Origin of the sequence: Bianquea renquensis (assembly GCF_014384895.1) — a bacterium.
Taxonomy (GTDB): domain Bacteria; phylum Bacillota; class Clostridia; order Lachnospirales; family Bianqueaceae; genus Bianquea; species Bianquea renquensis.
This window is the reverse complement of the sequence record NZ_JACRSQ010000014.1, coordinates 1-17,092: the sequence shown is the minus strand read 5'-3', so window position 1 is coordinate 17,092 and position 17,092 is coordinate 1. Positions and strand designations below refer to the sequence as shown.

General features: G+C 51.7%; 15 protein-coding genes. 12 read left to right on the top strand and 3 right to left on the bottom strand.

Annotated features, from left to right (window positions below):
• Positions 1-97: 97 nt before the first annotated feature.
• The 3 genes from H8730_RS10210 to murC all read right to left on the bottom strand — a co-directional run bounded on the left by H8730_RS10210 (position 98) and on the right by murC (position 3,894).
• Complete coding sequence (locus H8730_RS10210) at positions 98-1,123, bottom strand: ATP-binding protein (protein ID WP_177714300.1); 1,026 nt, start codon at positions 1,121-1,123, stop codon at positions 98-100.
• Between the two features lie 3 nt (positions 1,124-1,126).
• Positions 1,127-2,203 carry a DnaD domain protein gene (locus H8730_RS10205; protein ID WP_177714301.1) on the bottom strand — a complete coding sequence of 359 codons (1,077 nt, stop codon included), beginning with the start codon at positions 2,201-2,203 and terminating at the stop codon, positions 1,127-1,129.
• A gap of 341 nt (positions 2,204-2,544) precedes the next feature.
• A complete protein-coding gene (gene murC / locus H8730_RS10200) occupies positions 2,545-3,894 on the bottom strand; it encodes a UDP-N-acetylmuramate--L-alanine ligase (RefSeq protein WP_177714302.1) in 1,350 nt (449 codons plus the stop codon).
• A 269-nt stretch (positions 3,895-4,163) separates the two neighbouring features.
• Here murC and glmU point away from each other — a divergent pair, with 269 nt between their 5' ends.
• The 12 genes from glmU to H8730_RS10140 all read left to right on the top strand — a co-directional run bounded on the left by glmU (position 4,164) and on the right by H8730_RS10140 (position 16,889).
• On the top strand, positions 4,164-5,543 hold the full coding sequence (glmU, locus tag H8730_RS10195) for a bifunctional UDP-N-acetylglucosamine diphosphorylase/glucosamine-1-phosphate N-acetyltransferase GlmU (protein WP_346726576.1): 1,380 nt from the start codon (positions 4,164-4,166) through the stop codon (positions 5,541-5,543).
• Positions 5,544-5,662: 119 nt separating this feature from the next.
• Positions 5,663-6,265: an aminoacyl-tRNA hydrolase gene (gene pth / locus H8730_RS10190; protein WP_249289793.1), complete on the top strand. Its 603-nt coding sequence runs from the start codon at positions 5,663-5,665 to the stop codon at positions 6,263-6,265.
• Positions 6,243-9,794: a transcription-repair coupling factor gene (gene mfd / locus H8730_RS10185; protein WP_249289792.1), complete on the top strand. Its 3,552-nt coding sequence runs from the start codon at positions 6,243-6,245 to the stop codon at positions 9,792-9,794. Before pth ends, mfd begins: the two co-directional genes overlap by 23 nt.
• On the top strand, positions 9,791-10,873 hold the full coding sequence (locus H8730_RS10180; RefSeq protein ID WP_177720010.1) for a peptidylprolyl isomerase: 1,083 nt from the start codon (positions 9,791-9,793) through the stop codon (positions 10,871-10,873). The genes mfd and H8730_RS10180 overlap by 4 nt, the downstream gene beginning before the upstream one ends.
• A gap of 137 nt (positions 10,874-11,010) precedes the next feature.
• Positions 11,011-11,559, top strand: coding sequence for a stage V sporulation protein T (gene spoVT, locus H8730_RS10175; protein ID WP_177720009.1), 549 nt, complete (start codon positions 11,011-11,013; stop codon positions 11,557-11,559).
• Positions 11,560-11,587: 28 nt separating this feature from the next.
• Positions 11,588-12,400 (top strand): nucleoside triphosphate pyrophosphohydrolase, encoded by an 813-nt coding sequence (gene mazG, locus H8730_RS10170; protein WP_177720008.1) that lies wholly within the window; start codon positions 11,588-11,590, stop codon positions 12,398-12,400.
• Between the two features lie 34 nt (positions 12,401-12,434).
• Positions 12,435-12,710 (top strand): HU family DNA-binding protein, encoded by a 276-nt coding sequence (locus tag H8730_RS10165; protein ID WP_177720007.1) that lies wholly within the window; start codon positions 12,435-12,437, stop codon positions 12,708-12,710.
• A gap of 179 nt (positions 12,711-12,889) precedes the next feature.
• Positions 12,890-13,129 carry an RNA-binding S4 domain-containing protein gene (locus H8730_RS10160; RefSeq protein ID WP_177720006.1) on the top strand — a complete coding sequence of 80 codons (240 nt, stop codon included), beginning with the start codon at positions 12,890-12,892 and terminating at the stop codon, positions 13,127-13,129.
• 118 nt (positions 13,130-13,247) lie between these two features.
• The gene (yabP, locus tag H8730_RS10155) at positions 13,248-13,535 is read left to right on the top strand and encodes a sporulation protein YabP (protein ID WP_177720005.1); all 288 of its coding nucleotides are present in this window, start codon (positions 13,248-13,250) and stop codon (positions 13,533-13,535) included.
• An 8-nt stretch (positions 13,536-13,543) separates the two neighbouring features.
• Positions 13,544-13,936, top strand: coding sequence for a spore cortex biosynthesis protein YabQ (yabQ, locus tag H8730_RS10150; protein ID WP_177720004.1), 393 nt, complete (start codon positions 13,544-13,546; stop codon positions 13,934-13,936).
• 55 nt (positions 13,937-13,991) lie between these two features.
• Positions 13,992-14,357 (top strand): septum formation initiator family protein, encoded by a 366-nt coding sequence (locus H8730_RS10145; protein WP_177720003.1) that lies wholly within the window; start codon positions 13,992-13,994, stop codon positions 14,355-14,357.
• Between the two features lie 159 nt (positions 14,358-14,516).
• A complete protein-coding gene (locus H8730_RS10140; RefSeq protein ID WP_177720001.1) occupies positions 14,517-16,889 on the top strand; it encodes a SpoIIE family protein phosphatase in 2,373 nt (790 codons plus the stop codon).
• The last annotated feature ends 203 nt before the right edge of the window (positions 16,890-17,092 follow it).

The following is a 17,092-nucleotide window of genomic DNA, read 5'->3' as shown; positions in this document are numbered from 1 at the left end:
CGCGATGCATCTGTTAGGGCAGTCCCTTGCCTTGTCCCATAGGACCTAGTTCTGAGTCCGCGAAGACGAACATTTACAATCGAAAAGTTGGCCGAACCTAAGCCTCCCGCACAGGGCGGGTGAACTTTTTCTTTGTCCGGATGTCGTCCCCGTAAAACTTCACAAGCTGATAGCTTCCCAGAAGCCGGGAAAACATTCGGTCTGAATACTGCTTTTTCAGCTGGCTGAGCGCCAGGTTGGTGGATATGATAGTGGATTTGCTGTGGAGCAATCGATGGTTGATGCAGTGGAACAGATCGGCCACGGAAAGGCTGGTGGCAAACTCCGTTCCCAGATCGTCGATGATCAGGAGGTCACTGTCCAGGATCATGTCAGGCAGGTCCAGATCCTCCTCGCGAGTGCGCTCACGGCTGCGATCCCGAAAGCGCTGCTTTTCCAACAGGCTGCACAGCTCGTAGGCGGTCTCATAGAGCACTGTATAGCCTTGATCCAGAATTTCTTTGGCGATGCAGTTACACAGAAAGGTCTTGCCTGTGCCGGTGGAGCCGTAAAATAAAAAGTTGGCGTCTGTGGTGTCGGAGAAATGCCAGATATACTTCATGACCGTATCCTGAATGTGCTGCATATTCTCCCGGGGCGTTGCAGGCTCATTTCCAAAGGATGAGGGGGAGAAGAGGCTGATGTCAAAGGTCTGGAAATTCTCAAGGGCAAGCAAGTTTTTGATGTTGGACTGAGAGTAGGCCAGATCGATGAGCCTTTGGGTGAGACAGCGGCATCGCTGATGCTGGACAAAACCGGTATCCCTGCACTCCGGGCACAGGTAATGGAGCTCCAAATAATCGGCGGGAAATCCGGCCTCCCGCAGCAGGGCTTCCTTTTCCGTCACCAGAGACTGCACGTGGAGGCGCACGCCGTCGATGAGCCGGCGGGGATCCTGGCGGGTCTGAAGGTATTCCTTCATCGCCCGTATGCCGAAGCTTTCCAATTCAGCGTCGATAGCGCGAACCTGGGGCAGCCTGCGGTGAACCTCCTCGACATGGGCTCTCTGTTCAGCGGCGGCTTGCGCTCTGCGCTCGTCGTACTCCAACAGGATTTTTTTGAAGTCTTGATCCGATACGGGCATCGCTTATTTCCTTTCCCCGGAATAGAGCTGTTCTCGCGCCATTTTCTCCAGTCCATCGTAGTCCCAGTCATCCCGCTGCGGATAGGAATGGAAGGTATTCTTGGCGGATGCCTTCCGGGCCGGCCCGGAACCAGCGGATTCCTGTGTGGCGGCGCGCTTTTGCGCGAAAGCCTCATCGGAACGCGCCACGTCCTCCAGGGTGTGGATCTGTTTGCTGTGCCAGTCTGCCAGTATTCCCTCCGCGTAGTGAAAGCTGGCTTGTCCCGTCTTTGCCACCGTGCGGCGGCAGGCCTCCAGGATCAACTCCATGGGGAGGCGATATTGTTCGACCCAGCGGTCCATGGTGCGGATATCTGTCTCCGACGGATTGCGCCCGGTGATTCCCAGTGCTTTCATGATGGGACGGTACACTTGAAAGCGCTTTGTGTGCTCCTGCGCCTTTTCCAGGGACGTAATTCCGCGGTCGGCCCAATCCTGCGCGACCTTTTCCATATAGCGAAGGCTGCGATTTCCATTGCTGACGCAGTACGCCACCAAGTATTCGATCACGTCCGTGGGCAAGCGATAGTAGTCATAGAAGCTGTACAGCAGCGACAGATTGGGGAAACTCAAAATCTCGCCCAGGGCCTCGGAAGCCATGGAGAAAAGACGCTGGATCTGTGGATTGTTTTGATAGATAGCCAGTTCCTCAGGGGTGTAGGAGGGTTTATGCTCCACGCGCACGACTTTGCTGACAGGGGGTGTCTCCGGCTCCTCCTTTTTGGGCGCCGGGGGATTCGGCTCAGGGGACGTGAGGGATGGAAAGCTGACTGTCAGCTGATCATCCTCAGCGTCAAGTTTGAGCACCCCCTCGGAGGCCCAATAGTAAAGGGCTTCCAGCACATCGGATTCGATGAGATTCAGCGCCTGGGAGGCCGATTTGGTGGTAAAATCCTGGGAGGCGTTCAAAAAGTGGTAATATATGTAGAGATACACTTTCACATAGGCGCCGTTGGCGGCTGGCATGTGGCGCAAGATAAAATCATCCGGAATCGGTGTGCAGGATCTGTGATTCTGTTTGAGAAATGATATGTCCGGCATGACGTGGGTCCCCTCTTTCTGGCAAAATCGATGTTGTACAAGCGAACGTGCGTGTGGTGCTGGCTGGCAGGGCAAGCGGAGTCTACAAATGCGTCCCTGCCGTCTGATGCTTGCTATTATACTACAAGATTTTTGATTTGTGAAGGGGGACGATATTCACCAGACTGGATGTGAGACTTATCCACCGTATGGTGGATAAGTCTGGGAACAAATATTTGGTAAGGGATGAAAGTTGGATAAATAGCTGGATTCAGAGGTTGAAGTTATCCACAGTTTATGCATGACTTATTCACAAAATAAAAATTGCAATCTGTGTATAAGTGTGTGGATAATGTGGATATCTATTTTCCAAGGAGGTCTTCTGCGATTATTACTATATCTCCCGCCCCCATAGTTATCAACAAATCCTTTGGGGAACAATTTTTTAGGAGAAAATTTTCAATTTCGTCGAAAGTACCAAAGTAGTGACAATCCTTGTCGAGCTTGCGGAGTTCCCGGCAGAGGTCGGAGGAATGAATCTCCCCCAAATCCTTTTCCCTGGCGGAGTAGATGTCGGCCAGCACCACATGGTCGGCGAGGGATAGGGCCTGGGCGAACTCCTTCAGGAAAGCCTTGGTGCGGCTATAGGTATGGGGTTGAAAGACAACATAGAGCTCGCGGTGAGGAACCTCACTCGCGGCGAGCAGCGTCGCGCGAATCTCAGAGGGGTGGTGGGCGTAGTCGTCGATGATCGTAACGCCGCCGACGGTCCCCTTATACTCAAAGCGTTTTTTTGTACTTTTATACTGGGAAAGCCCCTGGCGGATAGAGTCAAAGGGGACGCCCTGACACAGTGCGGTTCCCGCGGCGCAGAGAGCGTCAAAGATATTGTGGCATCCAGGCACAAACAGATCCACAGCGCCCAGATCCTGACCGTGATATACAATGTGAAAGGAAGATCCCAGACCCTCTCTGTGGTGCTCAATCTGAGAACAGGTTACGTCCGCATCGCCATCTAAGGAGACGGTGAGGATCGTTCCAGAAAACCATTGGAATAGCGGCAATAGCTCTTTCTCTAGAATCAATGTCCCGTCTGGCTTCATCCCGGCGACAAATTTTTGAAAGGAGGCGTGGATGGCGTCCAGATCCTTAAAGTAGTCCAGATGCTCCGCCTCAATATTGGTAATCACGCTGACCTTTGGGTGAAAGTGGAGGAAGCTGTCGGAGTACTCGCAGGCCTCCGCGATAAAGTACTGCGAATTGCCGATTCGAAAATTACTCTGCAGATTGTGCAAAATCCCCCCCACGGTAACCGTCGGGTCCAGGCCAGCCTCCATAAAAATGTAGGACGCCATGCTGCTTGTGCTGGTCTTTCCGTGGGTTCCGGCGATTGCGATGGAGACAGGGTATTCGTCCATGAGCTGCCCAAGCAACACAGCGCGCTCGATCACCGTAGCCCCGCTGGCGCGAGCTGCCGCCAGCTCTGGATTGTCCTCATGGATAGCGGCGGTATATACGATCAAAGAAAGGTCATCTGCGATGTTGGAGGCTTTCTGGCCGATATACACACGAATCCCCAGATCCTCCAGATGCTTTGTCATTTCAGTCGATTTTTGGTCAGAACCGCTGACTTCATAGCCTCTAGCCAGCATAATCTGCGCAAGGCCGCTCATGCTGACGCCGCCAATGCCAATAAAATGAACTTTTTTCATAATGCTCCCTTCTGTCTGTCCAAACAGACTTTTTCCTTACCTATATTTTACCATACTTTAGAGAAATGTAAAGGGTGAACCCCTGCAAAACAGGCGGACATCCGCAGGTTCGAAGTACAATGATTTTCAGTGGATATTTTATAAGAATTGGCATAAAGTAAGTTTTCGCTGAACGAGAACTTTTTAATAAAACGTATAGCATTAGACTTGACCGGGGTATCATTTCAGTATATAATCAATCTAGTTTAGTGTGAAAGGATGTGCGTTTAGTGAACCGTAAGGTCAAGACCGTGATCTTAGCCGCCGGTATGGGAACACGGATGAAATCAGAAAAACCGAAATGCCTCCATGAAATATTAGGTTACCCAATGCTTCACTATATTATTGAAGCATCGAAAAAAGTTGGCTGTGAGGAAATCTGCGTCGTCATCGGACATAAAGGCGAAATGGTTATGGAAGCCTTACAGGATACGCCAGGCATCACCTTTGTCCAGCAAAAGGAGCAGCTCGGCACAGGACATGCCGTTATGCAGGCCAGCAAGTTTATCGAGGGAGAGCCCAGCGATGTGCTGGTTCTATGCGGGGACACGCCTTTAGTCCAGGGAGAAGTCCTGGAGAGGCTGTTGCAGGTCCATCAGATGGAAAAAAATGCAGTGACAGTCTTATCGACCATAGTGGAAAATCCAACGGGGTATGGCAGAATCGTGCGGGATGCCGGCGGAAACTTTTTGTATAGTGTGGAGCAACGGGATGCCACGGAAGCGCAAAGAAAAATTCAGGAAGTCAATTCAGGCATGTACTGTTTCCAGAGCGAGGCGCTCTTGGAGGCGCTGGCGAAGATTGATAATCAAAATAGCCAGGGAGAGTACTATCTTCCCGATGCGGTCCCCAAAATTATGGAAGCAGGCGGGAGGGCGGAGGCGGCCATCTGTGAGGACTCCGCCGTGATCCTGGGAGTGAACGACCGGATGCAGCTGCTGGAGGCCACCCAGATTATGCAAAAGCGAATCAATCGCCGCTTAATGGCGGAGGGGGTAACCCTTCTATCCATGGAGAATACCTATGTCTCTCCCCACGTGAGGATCGGCAGGGATACGGTCCTGTATCCGGGCACTTTTCTCGAGGGGAATACGCATATTGGAGAACACTGCGTCATCGGTCCCAACAGCCGCATTGTGGATTGTACCATCGGAGACCATGTCACCATTCAAAATTCCACGCTGCTGGACAGCACGATACAGGATTTTGTCAATGTGGGTCCCTTCGCCTATGTGCGGCCTGGAAGCGTTATCGGCCCCTCCGTCAAGGTTGGCGACTTTGTGGAGATCAAGAATTCTGTCATCGGAGAGGGTACGAAGATCTCCCATTTGACCTATGTGGGGGATGCGGATGTGGGAAAGAACATCAATTTTGGGTGTGGCACGGTGCTGGTTAATTACGACGGAAAGGAAAAACACCGAAGCGTGATCGAAGACCATGCCTTCATTGGCTGTAATACCAATCTAGTATCGCCTGTGCGCGTGGGAGAGGGCGCATTTATCGCCGCGGGCTCCACCATTACCTCAGATGTTCCGCCGGATGCTCTCGGGATCGCAAGAGCCAGACAGGTCAATAAGGAAGACTGGGTCCAGAAGAGAGGAAAGCGATAGGACGGGCCTGCTTGCCTGATTCAATATGGTCCCTACGATGGACGCGACACGAGCTGTGAGCCCTGATTTTAGAATCAGGGCATGTGCTGTTTGTAAAAAAGATAGAGAGGACTACCCATATGATTTTGATCGTCGGCCTCGGGAATCCAGATTTGAAGTACGCATCCACAAGGCATAACGTCGGATTTGAAGCCGTTGCCTGCCTTCTCGAGGCATATCACATTAAAGGGGAAAAGAAAAAATTTCACGCCCTGCTTGCCCAGGGGGATATTGAGGGCACACCCTGCCTTCTCTGCCGTCCGCAGACCTATATGAACAATAGCGGCGTCGCGGTCCGGGAGATAATGGACTTTTATAAGATTTCGGTGGACGGCCTGATTGTCATCTATGACGATATCAGCATCCCCTTCGGCGCGCTCCGGCTCCGAGGGGGCGGGTCCGCCGGCGGACATAATGGGATGAAGAGTGTTATCGCCCATGTGGGGTCCCAGGACTTTCCTAGAGTGCGGATTGGCGTCGGTGAAAAGCCGCCCGGATGGGATTTGGCGGAGTATGTGCTGTCGAATTTTTCAAAGGATGAGATCCCGGTTATCGGGGAGACAATCCATCAGGCAGCTCAGGCGGCCGCCTGTATTGTCTCCCAGGGGTTGGACAGAGCGATGAATCGTTTTAACTTGAAAGCGCCACAAGGAGGGCATGATGGAAGTAAGAGGGATATTTAAACCGCTTGAGAGTCTGCCGGCCTACAACACCATGGTGCAGCGGGTGCAAAAGCGGGAGGCGGTCTTGGTTTCAGGCGCCGGCGATCCGGTACAGAATCATATATCGGCGGCGCTGACTGAGCGGCTTGGGACGATGGGGGTCGTTATAACGGCCAATGAGACGAAGGCAAAGGAAGTCTGGGAGGATATGAAATTTTATTTTCCCGGGCAGGCGATGTTTTTTCCGGCTAAGGATCCCCTATTTTACAGTGCCGACGTGAGGGGCCTCGCCATTGAGGAGGAACGGATCCGTGTGTTTAAAGCCCTGCTGGAGGAGGCCCCTAAGGTCTTGATTTTTTCGGTAGAAGCGCTGTACGACCGTTTGGCGCCGAAGGATGTCTTCTCCGGTTTTATTTTGCGCAAGCGCGTTGGGGATCGTATGCCACTGGATGAATTTGCCGAGCGGATGGTCCGGATGGGATTTGAGCGGCGGGATCAGATCGAGCACTCAGGGCAGTTTTCCATCCGGGGAGGAATCGTCGATATTTTTCCCATCGATGAGGTGATGGCATATCGCCTTGAGATGTGGGGGGATGAGATCGATACCATCAAGACGCTGGATGTGGAGACGCAGCGCTCTGTGGAGCACATCGAGTGGATCTGTGTATATCCCGTTACAGAGGTGCCGCTCAGCCAGAAGGATATCGAGGGGGGACTCAGCAGAATCCAACAGCAGCAGAAAACCGCCAGTGCGGCTTTGAGAGAGCAGGGATTGGAAGAAGAAGCGCAAAGGCTTGCCGAGATTACGGATTCTTTTTTATACCGGCTGTCCCAGAATCGGTACCGCGGGCTGGAGAGTTATATCCCTTTTTTCTATGAGAATCCCGTTACGATTCTGGACTACGTGCCGGAGGATGCCGTTCTGTTTTTTCAAGAGCCGGCCAGGATTCGAGAGAAAGTGCGGGTATTGCAGGATGAACTGCGACACAGCGTACAGAGCCGGTTGCAAAAGGGATATCTGCTTCCGGATCAGGGGCGGATGTTTCCGGATTTTGATGAAATCAGCAGAGGGTTTGACGGATTCGCCAAGCTCTATCTGTGCAGCCTTCTGGGGGGCAATCAGAATGTATTTCCCATAAAGGAGCTGGTCAGTGTCTCAAGCCGCTCTATCAATGTCCTGCAAGGGGAAGAAAATCTATTGCTGGATGAGCTGCGAGGGTATACCGCCATGCGCTACCAGACTCTGATGTTGACAGAAAGCCAGACGCGAGTAAAGCGGTTGGCATCCCGCCTGATGGAGGAGGGCATCCCGGCGTATGAACATACCGACTGGCAGCAATCTCTGGTCAAGGGCAGCGTTGCCGTGGCGCGGGGCGGCTTAAGCCGCGGCTTTGTGTATCCGGAAGCGGGCTTTGCCGTGGTATCCCAAAAGGAACTGAACGGCAGCGGTGCTTCGAAAGGGCGAAAAAAGCGCAGGAAATATAAGGGAAAGCAGATTACCAGTTTTGGCGAGCTGTCTGTGGGGGATTATGTTGTCCATGAAAATCATGGCGTTGGAATCTATCACGGGATCGTCCAGATGGAGGATGAGGATTCCAAGCGCGATTATTTCAAAATCGTATACAAGGATGGCGGGACTCTGTATGTTCCGACGACCTCCCTGGACATGCTACAGAAGTATGTGGCGGGGGAGGATGCGAAACCTAAGCTAAATAAGCTGGGCGGCGCGGAATGGAGCAAAACCAAGAACAAAGTTCGCGAGGGCGTCGCCAAGCTGGCGCAGGATCTGGTGGCCCTGTACGCAGCCAGGGAAGCGAAAAAGGGGTACGCCTTTTCCGCGGACACGGTGTGGCAGAAGGAATTTGAAGAGCTATTTCCGTACGAGGAGACGGATGATCAGCTGGCGGCCATCGAGGATACGAAACAGGATATGGAAAGCACAAAAATCATGGACCGCCTCATATGCGGGGACGTGGGGTACGGCAAGACGGAGATTGCCATCCGGGCAGCCTTCAAGGCGGTACAGGATGGGAAGCAGGTTGCATTCCTAGCTCCCACCACCATCCTGGCACAGCAGCACTATAAAACATTTATAAGCCGTATGCGGGACTATCCCATTCGCATTGAGCTGCTGTCGCGGTTTCGAACGAAAAAAGAAATTGAGGCAGCTCTCAAAGAGACGAGAAAAGGAGCGGTGGATATTTTGATCGGCACACACCGGATCCTAAGTCAGGATGTGGTGTTCAAGGATCTGGGACTTCTGGTGGTCGATGAGGAGCAGCGCTTTGGTGTGGCCCACAAGGAGAAGATGAAAGGGCTGAAAGAAAACGTGGATGTTTTAACCTTAACCGCGACGCCGATTCCGCGCACGCTCCATATGAGCCTGACAGGGATCCGCGACATGAGCGTGTTGGAGGAGCCTCCGCAGCAGCGACACCCAATCCAGACCTTCGTGATGGAGGAAGAAGAGGAATTAATCCGAGAGGCGATCTACCGGGAACTGGGGCGCGGAGGACAAGTATTTTTTCTTCACAATCGAGTGCGGAATATCGAACAGGTTGCGGCCATGGTGTCACGGCTTGTCCCGGAGGCCAGAGTCGCCTTTGCCCATGGACAGATGTCGGAGCGGGAACTGGAGGATGTGATGTTCCGCTTTGTTGAGGGGGAAGTCGATGTCCTCGTCTGCACGACCATCATCGAGACGGGGCTGGATATCTCCAATGTCAACACAATCCTGATTCAAAACGCGGACGCCATGGGCCTGGCGCAGCTATATCAGTTGAGGGGCCGCGTGGGCCGCTCGAACCGCGTCGCATACGCATATTTTCTGTATAAGCGCGGGAAAGTTCTGCAGGAGGTTGCGCAGAAGCGGCTGGAGGCCATCGGAGAGTTCACAGAGTTTGGCTCTGGCTTCAAGATCGCCATGCGGGACCTGGAAATCCGCGGTGCCGGAAATATATTGGGACCAGAGCAGCACGGCCATATGGGCGCCGTCGGGTATGATCTGTATTGTAAACTGTTGGAGGAAGCCATGGACACAGTCCGGAACCGTCCGGTGGCGCAAAGGTTTGAAACTGGCGTGTACATCAAAGTTGACGCCTTCATCCCCTCCTCCTACATTGGAAATGAATCGCAGAAATTAGAAGTTTACAAAAAAATTGCAGGGATTGCCAATGAGGAAGAATACTACGACATGCAGGAAGAACTGACAGACCGGTATTCCGACATGCCGCAGAGTGTCAATAATCTGTTGGAGATTTCTCTGATCAAGGCTATGGGAAATCAGTCCGGCATTGAGAATATTGAGGTCAAGCAGGGAGCGCTGTTGCTCTCTTTCCGGCAGGATGCTCCGCTGGATTCAGCTAAGATCGCTGAATTTATGCTCCAGTATAAAAAGACAGCCAAAATACAATCCAACGGGAAGGGCGTTAAAATGACGATTCAGCTTCCCCCCTATCAAAAGGAGCGGGAGCTGCTACAGCATGTAAAAGCGGCATTGAAAAATGTTATGGCTCTGCGTGGGGATGACCAACAGGGGGAAGGCCAATGAGAGGAATCAGAATCTTGCTATTGCTCCTCTGCGTCACCGGTGTGCTCACCGGCTGTGAAAAAAAAGAGGACATTCTCATGACGATCGAGAATGAGGAGGTTCCGCTGGGGGAAGGCATGATCTATCTGAAGCTGGCGGCAGAGGATTTCGAGGCGCTGGGCGGGCAGGACATATGGAAAATCAGTTTGACGGGCCAAGATGCGGTGCAAACCGTCGGGGAAAGAGCTTTGCAATCCCTTGTCCGAACAAAAGTTCTCGCAAGAGAGGGGGCTGGCGATGTAACACAGGAAGAGCAGCGGGAGCTTGAGGAGATGCGGGGGCAGTTGGAGGAAGCGCTGGGAAAGGAATTCTGTAAGCAGTGGAAGATCACGGAGGATGTCCTGGAGAGAGTCCTTCGCGAAAGCTTTTTTGCCGACCGGTATCAAACCTCGCAGCAGTTTACCACAGATCAAGAGGAATTGCAGAATAAGGTGGATGAGGCTTTCGCTTGGTATGATAATACGGACGTGGAGGCGTACCTTCAAAAAGTCCGCCTTCTGCCGCTCATGGTCTATACAGGAGAATGGGCGGACGGGACATGGGTGGAGTATCCAGAGGAGCGAAAGGAAAAACAGCAGGCGAAGATAGAGGAAGCCTATGGCAGACTGGAAGAGGGAGAAGATTTTCAGACAGTGGCCGCCCAATTTGGGGAGGATGCATCGCCATCGGATAACCCGCTGTTAAATGAGGGAATAATCCGCGCTGCCGGCGACGGGACGGTATTCTACCGAGGTCAGATTCAGCCGGACCTGGCGGAGCGCATCTTCCGAATACCGGCCAACGAACACACAGATATTATCTCTGTCAAATATGGGTTCATCATCCTGTTTGTCCTGGAGTACCCGGAGACCGCTGGCCTGGATAGGCGGCAATACACGTCGCAGCTGGAGACAGCGAAAAAACAATACCGCGAGGATCTCATGTCGGGGTTTCAACTTCAAGGATTTAATGATTTATATGAACAAATTGAGCAGAGAACGCCCATCAGCATTGACGAGGAGCTCTGGACAAAAGCGGTTTCCGATTTTTTTGCGCCGTGAGAGGCCGTCAGCGTCAACGGGACCGGACAGATTATTTTGGCAAAAAGTTGTTTCTGCTGGCATAAATTTTCTTCGAACGTAGATACTAGAAACATAATTTGGAAGAATGATTCTAGTAAACAGGAGGAAACAACTTCATGAAAGCAACAGGTATAGTTCGAAGAATTGACGATCTGGGCCGTGTCGTAATTCCGAAGGAGATCCGCCGTACGCTGCGCGTTCGGGAGGGGGAACCATTGGAGATTTTTACGGATCGGGAAGGACAAATCATATTAAAGAAATATTCTCCTATCGGCGAATTGGGAACCTTTGCGAAACAGTATGCGGAGGTGTTGGCGCAAAACACAGGGCTGACCGTCTGTATCTGTGATAAGGATATGTTCATTGCCGCTTCAGGAAACGGAAAGAGGGAGATACTGGACAAAGAGATCAGTAAAGAGCTGGAGCACAGAATATCGGACAGGATGACCATCGTTGCGTCCAAGGACGAGCGCGATTTTATACAGGTGACGCAAGATAAAACAGAGAGCGTATTCTTATCGGAGATTATTACGCCGATTATCAGCGAGGGAGATGCCATTGGGGCTGTTCTTCTGCTGGGCTCTGAAAATAAAAAATTAGGAGAGACGGAAAAGAAGCTAGCGCTCACTGCGGCTGGGTTTCTCGGCCGGCAGATGGAGGACTAGCCCGTACACGAGAGGGATGAGGGTCGAGATGAAATTTCCACAAAAGAATGCCTACGATTTTCAGGATTTGTGTCAGATCGTGGCGGATCTGCGTTCCCCGCAGGGGTGCGCCTGGGACCGGGCGCAGACGAAGGAAGACTTGATACAATACGTCATGGAGGAAGCCTATGAGGTCATAGACGCCATCCGAAAGCAAGACATGGCGGGTTTGCAGGAGGAGTTGGGGGATCTCTGCATTCAAATTGTATTTTTGGCGCAGATAGCGGCGGAACAGGGCGCCTTCACTATGGACGACGTCTGCGACGGAGTCGTTAAGAAGATGCTGTTCCGCCATCCCCATGTATTTGGATCGGACGAGGAGACTTTGACAAAAGAACAGGTCCCTGACACATGGGAGGCTCAAAAACAGAAGGAAAAGCAGTACAAATCCATCACAGAGCAGATGGAATCCGTGCCGGCGAGTATGCCGGCTTTGCTGCGCGCCTATAAAGTACAGGCAAAAGCGGCAAAGGTGGGTTTCGACTGGCCTGACGCCGCTGCCATGTTGGACAAGATAAAAGAGGAGACACAGGAGCTGGAAGCAGAGGTCTATTGTCAGGATGAGGAAGATAATGGAAACAATGGCAAAATTTCGGAGGAATTGGGGGATCTGATGCTGGTTTTATCCAATTTTTCAAGGTTTTTTGCATTAAATCCTGAAATTGTCTTGACAAATGCCATAGAAAAGTTTATAAATAGATTTAGGGCAGTTGAGTGTAAGAGCCAGCTGCAAGGACTGTCTCTCGCAGATTTGACTCTCGCGGAGATGGACGTGCTGTGGGAAGAGACCAAGCACTCCTAAATTACTATCTTATTCACGAGGAGGACTAACAACAATGAACAAGGCGCAGTTGGTAGCAGCCATTGCTGAGCAGGCCGGTATGACGAAGAAAGATTCTGAGAAATTCCTGAAGGCTTTCGAGGATGTGATTACCGCAGAATTGATTAAGGGCGAAAAGATCCAGTTAGTAGGTTTTGGCACATTTGAGGTAGCAGAGAGACCTGCCAGAACAGGAATCAATCCTCAGACGAAAAAACCCATCGAGATTTCTGCTTCCAAAGCTCCCCGCTTCAAAGCTGGCAAGGCGCTGAAGGATGCCGTGAACGAATAAGTTTGACTATTTTTCTCAGCAGCTGTGCTGCTGTGGACGGGATATGGAGATCTACGCCTGAAGACACAGGTGTAGATCTTTCTTATCCTATGGGGAAATCCGCCGAGAGGCAATCCGCCAGGAGCATTGTGCCCAGGCGCAGCCTTTAACACGTGGAAGGGAAGAGGGAGGACGCAACAATGCGGCTAGACAAGTATCTAAAAGTATCGCGTCTGATTAAGCGAAGGACGGTGGCCAATGACGCCTGCGACGCAGGCCGTGTCCTGATCAATGGCAAGGTGGCGAAAGCTGGCGCCAATGTGAAGGTGGGAGATGTCATCGAAATCCAATTTGGCTCGAGCACAGTCCGCGCGGAGGTAACCAGCGTGGCAGATCATGCCAAAAAAGAGGAAGCGTCCGACATGTACCGGCTTCTATAAAATCCATACACTTTTTTTCAGGAATAGGAATACTGTAGATAAGCCCTCTCATATACTGAATAAAGAGATGGGATTGGAGGCGATCCCGGATTCTAAAGAAAAGTAAGGAGGGGGACACATGGATTCCAGCATGACGGGACATCGTGTAATCATGGAGGAGCGGGGCCGGGTTGAAGTCACAGGCGTTATCGATCTGTTGATTTTTGATGAGAATGAGATCGTTCTCGATACGTCCCAGGGAATATTGAGTATACGCGGGATGGATCTGCACATGAGCAACCTGAGTCTAGACAAAGGACAGATAGCCCTGGAGGGCGATATCGGTGAAATTTTTTATGATGATTCGCAGAAGGCGGCGCCAAAGGGCAAAGGCGGCGGCCTGATGAATAAGCTCTTTAAAGGGTAGGAGCCAGTATGATTGCTCAGCAGGCGTGGTTATTTCTGTATACGGTATTGTTTGGAATCCTTTTTGCTGTCGTGTACGATACACTGCGGGCTGTCCGCCGTGCAGTGCCACATGCGCTGTTTATTATTCAGCTGGAAGATATTATATTCTGGCTCGGCGTGGGGGCGGCCAGCTACTGGCTCATGTTTTCCAGCAATTACGGTGAAATCAGGGGATTCTGTCTGCTAGGCTTGGGGCTTGGCGCTCTGGTGTATGGTTGTACTCTGGGACGGTTCTTCGTGAAGGGATTGTCAGTTCTACTGCGGACTTTGATCAGAATCCTGGCGTTGCCCTGGAAGGGGATTGGCATGATGATCCAGAAAATCAGAAAAATATTCAGGAAAAAGAAAAAAACGCATTGACGATCCCCCGCAGAAGGAGTACAATAAAAATAAGTCCAATATCAGGAGGCAGCCGATGGCGCACAAAAAGAGAACGAGTCTTTTAAGACGCAGGGTGAGCAGGCCGAAGGTGTACTCCGATGATCATCCGATAAAAGAAAACTGGGGTATACGGGTTATCCGCAGAATGTTTTTCTTACTCTTTTTTGTGGTTTTCAGTGGCGTGTGCCTACTCAAGCTGCAGTCCTTGTCCGCCGAATCGGCCAGGCTGGACGAGTCGATCACCGCGCTGGAGCAGCAGCTGCTGGATGAGAAAGAGAGACAATTGGATGAAAAGACAATGCAGGAGTACTACCAATCCGATGAGTACAAAGAGCAGTTGGCCCGCGAGAAGTTCAATCTGATCAAACCGGGTGAGCGCCTGTATGTATTCGGGGAATAAGCCGTGTCATGACCGTATGTCATGATGCGGCTTATTTTGTAGAAAAAAATAGGAAAATTTTACCATTTTGGTGCCAGGAACTGACAAAATTTCAACTTTGCATGGGGTATAATAGAAGAACCTTTCGAATGAAAAAGCCTGGAACATAGGAGGGATACCATGCAAGGTTCTAATGCTGACATACATGTTAACCTATCGAGAGCAAGCGCGGGTAAAAAACTGCATTCGTATATAAACAAATCCCTTTGGATGGATATAGCGCTGGCGGTTCCGGCTCTGTTCCTGGTGAGGCTGCCGATTTTTGTCAATCTCTATGTCATTGGGCCGGCGTATGTCTGCGCTATGATGAAGCGAAAAAGATGCGGATTCATCAGCGCCTTCATGGCAGGCTGTGGACTCTTTTTATTGGACATGCCATCGCTACAGTGGAAATATGGCGCATTGTTGCTCTTACTGTTAGTCGCTGATTTTGTGTGGGACACGATGCCGGTAACCGCCGGCAAGTCATTTGCGCTGCGGAGTGTAGGGTACTGTGCCGTTCTGCCTCTTTCTACGATCCTGCTCAATCTGATCGGCATCACAAAGAGTTACAGCTTTGTAATGGTTTTGCTGGAGACAGCTATTTTTTACGGATTTATCATATTATACGAGCGGTGTTTCAGCGCGCTGTATGAGGAAGGGGGCTTCCGAGGACGGCTATCAGAAGAACGGTTGGGTGGTATGTCAGTAACCCTCGGCACGCTTTTGGCGGCCATCGCGCCATTTCACTGGGGGATGTTCTCCCTCTATCAGACGGCGTTGGTTTTCGGCTCCCTATTTTTTGCCTATGGATATGGAGCGGCCGGAGGACTTTTATTCAGCGTACCAGCCATGGTGATCTTGAGGCTTAGCGGAGCTGGAGGCGAGAGCATCATGATGGTATGTTGCCTGGAAGTTCTGCTGTGTGGTATTTTTCGGGAGTTGGGAAAGGTAAGCTCCTTTGTCGCCTCCTTTGCGGGTGGGTTGCTGTTTTTATTGCTGTTTATGGGCAACGGCTATGTTACGACGGAAGTATTGGCCCTGGCGATAGGAGGCGCGGCGTTTTTTCTGTTGCCGGACAAGCTGTTGCCAGCGCGGGGACGCCTCAGAAGCCGGCGAAAGGAGGAAGCGGGACAGGCTCGCCGCATCCAGCGCTATATCAGCCGGCAGATGAGGGACACGGCGGAGACCTTCGATATGGTCGCCGCAGCCCTGGGAGAAGCGGAGCAAAGGGCGCTGACAGAGAAAGATATGGCGCAGCTGTTTGAGGATATTGCGAGGAGGACGTGTCAGGAATGCGAACACCACGCATATTGCTGGGGAAGCAATTTTTACGGTACGTATCAGACGATTTTTGACGTTGTGAATGCAGCACAGACCAAGGGAAAAATCGAGCGCGGCGACGTATCGCCCGAGTTTTTACAATTTTGTAAAAAAGGGGAAGAATTTGTTCGAATGGTGAACCGCCACTTTGAGGTGTACCGCTTGAACTTAAGTTGGGAAAATCGGTTGGGAAAAAGTGTCAATTTAGCCCAGGATCAGCTGAGGGAAATTTCCAGACAGATGCGTTCAATGGAACAGTATATGACGAGGCAGATCCACTGTGACGCGAGACTGGAGCATAGAATCGAGGATGAACTCATACGCCGCGGGATCAGGGTATCGGAGGTATCCGCGCTCTTCGACACCTGTCATGATCGAATGGACATCACGCTGTGCTTAGAGCAGGAACTGGCGGGAAAACGAAGGGGGGATGTGCAGCATCTGATCTCCCACTTAGCAGAGCGAGAGATGGAGATCATGGAGATTCGCCCCAGTGGCAGGGGACTCTGGAAATGGAGATTGCGGGAGAGGCTTGCATATAAGATTGATTGCGGCCTCGTCAGCATTGGAAAGATGGAGGTGAATGGGGACAGCTACGTATGTGGTCCACTTCGGTATGGACGCTATCTCCTAGCGCTGAGCGACGGCATGGGAACGGGAGAAGACGCAAAAGAAGAAAGCGCCTTGGCTTTGGATCTTCTAGAAAAATTGTTGAACATGGGCATGGAGGAAGTGGACGCTATACGGCTTCTAAATTCCGTTTTAGTTCTCCACAGCCGGGACGAGACGTTCACAACCCTGGACCTGGGCCTAATCGATCTTATCAGCGGACACATGCACCTTGCCAAATCCGGCGGCGCTGTTACCTTCCTAAAAAGCCAAGACCGAGTTCGGATTTATCACTCGGATATGCTGCCGATTGGAATCATGGAAAATGTGGATGTGGAAGTCTATGAGGAGGATCTGCAGCCGGGTGATGTTTTGGTCATGATATCGGACGGAGTTCTGGATCAGACGCCCAATAGCCGCGAGGCAGAGCTTGTGCTAAAACGGTGGCTTTTGGCAAGTGAGGAGGAGGATCCACAGCAGCTGGCAGACGGAATTCAGGCTGCTCTCAGGCAGTATACGGGGCAGCGGACCGGAAAGCAAGATGATATAACAATATTGACGGCGGTTATGCGGGAGCGGTAGGGCTGTGCAGGGCCGCCGGCTCTGCCGCCATGGGAGATCAAAGCAAGTGTCTGCTGCGCTCTAGGGGGAGCCGCCGCAGACACTTTTTGTTTGCCCAGCATGGGCGTTCTCTAACGGGTGAAAGTCCCGAGTGCGCGTAGGCAACGACGAAGCACATAGCCGAACAGCAAGGGTGTCCATCGCGAGGTGGAATCTGAAAGAAG

Bases quoted from the DNA above. Each gene is read 5' to 3' on its own strand.
- H8730_RS10210 (WP_177714300.1), bottom strand. From the start codon at position 1,123: ATGCCCGTATCGGATCAAGACTTCAAAAAAATCCTGTTGGAGTACGAC.
- H8730_RS10205 (WP_177714301.1), bottom strand. From the start codon at position 2,203: ATGCCGGACATATCATTTCTCAAACAGAATCACAGATCCTGCACACCG.
- murC (WP_177714302.1), bottom strand. From the start codon at position 3,894: ATGAAAAAAGTTCATTTTATTGGCATTGGCGGCGTCAGCATGAGCGGC.
- pth (WP_249289793.1), top strand. From the start codon at position 5,663: ATGATTTTGATCGTCGGCCTCGGGAATCCAGATTTGAAGTACGCATCC.
- mfd (WP_249289792.1), top strand. From the start codon at position 6,243: ATGGAAGTAAGAGGGATATTTAAACCGCTTGAGAGTCTGCCGGCCTAC.
- H8730_RS10180 (WP_177720010.1), top strand. From the start codon at position 9,791: ATGAGAGGAATCAGAATCTTGCTATTGCTCCTCTGCGTCACCGGTGTG.
- spoVT (WP_177720009.1), top strand. From the start codon at position 11,011: ATGAAAGCAACAGGTATAGTTCGAAGAATTGACGATCTGGGCCGTGTC.
- mazG (WP_177720008.1), top strand. From the start codon at position 11,588: ATGAAATTTCCACAAAAGAATGCCTACGATTTTCAGGATTTGTGTCAG.
- H8730_RS10165 (WP_177720007.1), top strand. From the start codon at position 12,435: ATGAACAAGGCGCAGTTGGTAGCAGCCATTGCTGAGCAGGCCGGTATG.
- H8730_RS10160 (WP_177720006.1), top strand. From the start codon at position 12,890: ATGCGGCTAGACAAGTATCTAAAAGTATCGCGTCTGATTAAGCGAAGG.
- yabP (WP_177720005.1), top strand. From the start codon at position 13,248: ATGGATTCCAGCATGACGGGACATCGTGTAATCATGGAGGAGCGGGGC.
- yabQ (WP_177720004.1), top strand. From the start codon at position 13,544: ATGATTGCTCAGCAGGCGTGGTTATTTCTGTATACGGTATTGTTTGGA.
- H8730_RS10145 (WP_177720003.1), top strand. From the start codon at position 13,992: ATGGCGCACAAAAAGAGAACGAGTCTTTTAAGACGCAGGGTGAGCAGG.
- H8730_RS10140 (WP_177720001.1), top strand. From the start codon at position 14,517: ATGCAAGGTTCTAATGCTGACATACATGTTAACCTATCGAGAGCAAGC.